The 1541-nt window shown below is 52.6% G+C and carries 2 protein-coding genes; both read right to left on the reverse strand.

Annotation, left to right across the window (positions count from 1 at the left end; translation table 11 throughout):
* Positions 1-52: 52 nt before the first annotated feature.
* Entirely contained in the window at positions 53-730 is a 678-nt protein-coding gene (locus tag ACR6A7_RS21090) for an IS6 family transposase (protein WP_434127148.1), read from the reverse strand.
* Positions 731-769: 39 nt separating this feature from the next.
* Positions 770-1474 (reverse strand): IS6-like element IS26 family transposase, encoded by a 705-nt coding sequence (locus tag ACR6A7_RS21095; RefSeq protein WP_001067848.1) that lies wholly within the window; start codon positions 1472-1474, stop codon positions 770-772.
* Positions 1475-1541: the final 67 nt, after the last annotated feature.

Genomic DNA, 1541 nt, shown 5'->3' on the forward strand with positions numbered 1-1541 from the left:
GGCACTGTTGCAAAGTTAGCGATGAGGCAGCCTTTTGTCTTATTCAAAGGCCTTACATTTCAAAAACTCTGCTTACCAGGCGCATTTCGCCCAGGGGATCACCATAATAAAATGCTGAGGCCTGGCCTTTGCGTAGTGCACGCATCACCTCAATACCTTTGATGGTGGCGTAAGCCGTCTTCATGGATTTAAATCCCAGCGTGGCGTCGATTATCCGTTTCAGTTTGCCATGATCGCATTCAATCACGTTGTTCCGGTACTTAATCTGTCGGTGTTCAACGTCAGACGGGCACCGGCCTTCGCGTTTGAGCAGAGCAAGCGCGCGACCATAGGCGGGCGCTTTATCCGTGTTGATGAATCGCGGGATCTGCCACTTCTTCACGTTGTTGAGGATTTTACCCAGAAACCGGTATGCAGCTTTGCTGTTACGACGGGAGGAGAGATAAAAATCGACAGTGCGGCCCCGGCTGTCGACGGCCCGGTACAGATACGCCCAGCGGCCATTGACCTTCACGTAGGTTTCATCCATGTGCCACGGGCAAAGATCGGAAGGGTTACGCCAGTACCAGCGCAGCCGTTTTTCCATTTCAGGCGCATAACGCTGAACCCAGCGGTAAATCGTGGAGTGATCGACATTCACTCCGCGTTCAGCCAGCATCTCCTGCAGCTCACGGTAACTGATGCCGTATTTGCAGTACCAGCGTACGGCCCACAGAAGGCACTGTTGCAAAGTTAGCGATGAGGCAGCCTTTTGTCTTATTCAAAGGCCTTACATTTCAAAAACTCTGCTTACCAGGCGCATTTCGCCCAGGGGATCACCATAATAAAATGCTGAGGCCTGGCCTTTGCGTAGTGCACGCATCACCTCAATACCTTTGATGGTGGCGTAAGCCGTCTTCATGGATTTAAATCCCAGCGTGGCGTCGATTATCCGTTTCAGTTTGCCATGATCGCATTCAATCACGTTGTTCCGGTACTTAATCTGTCGGTGTTCAACGTCAGACGGGCACCGGCCTTCGCGTTTGAGCAGAGCAAGCGCGCGACCATAGGCGGGCGCTTTATCCGTGTTGATGAATCGCGGGATCTGCCACTTCTTCACGTTGTTGAGGATTTTACCCAGAAACCGGTATGCAGCTTTGCTGTTACGACGGGAGGAGAGATAAAAATCGACAGTGCGGCCCCGGCTGTCGACGGCCCGGTACAGATACGCCCAGCGGCCATTGACCTTCACGTAGGTTTCATCCATGTGCCACGGGCAAAGATCGGAAGGGTTACGCCAGTACCAGCGCAGCCGTTTTTCCATTTCAGGCGCATAACGCTGAACCCAGCGGTAAATCGTGGAGTGATCGACATTCACTCCGCGTTCAGCCAGCATCTCCTGCAGCTCACGGTAACTGATGCCGTATTTGCAGTACCAGCGTACGGCCCACAGAATGATGTCACGCTGAAAATGCCGGCCTTTGAATGGGTTCATGTGCAGCTCCATCAGCAAAAGGGGATGATAAGTTTATCACCACCGACTATTTGCAACAGTGCCTCCT

It is taken from the genome of Pantoea phyllosphaerae, assembly GCF_051025595.1.
Classification (GTDB): domain Bacteria; phylum Pseudomonadota; class Gammaproteobacteria; order Enterobacterales; family Enterobacteriaceae; genus Pantoea.

Bases quoted from the DNA above. Each gene is read 5' to 3' on its own strand.
- ACR6A7_RS21095 (WP_001067848.1), bottom strand. From the start codon at position 1,474: ATGAACCCATTCAAAGGCCGGCATTTTCAGCGTGACATCATTCTGTGG.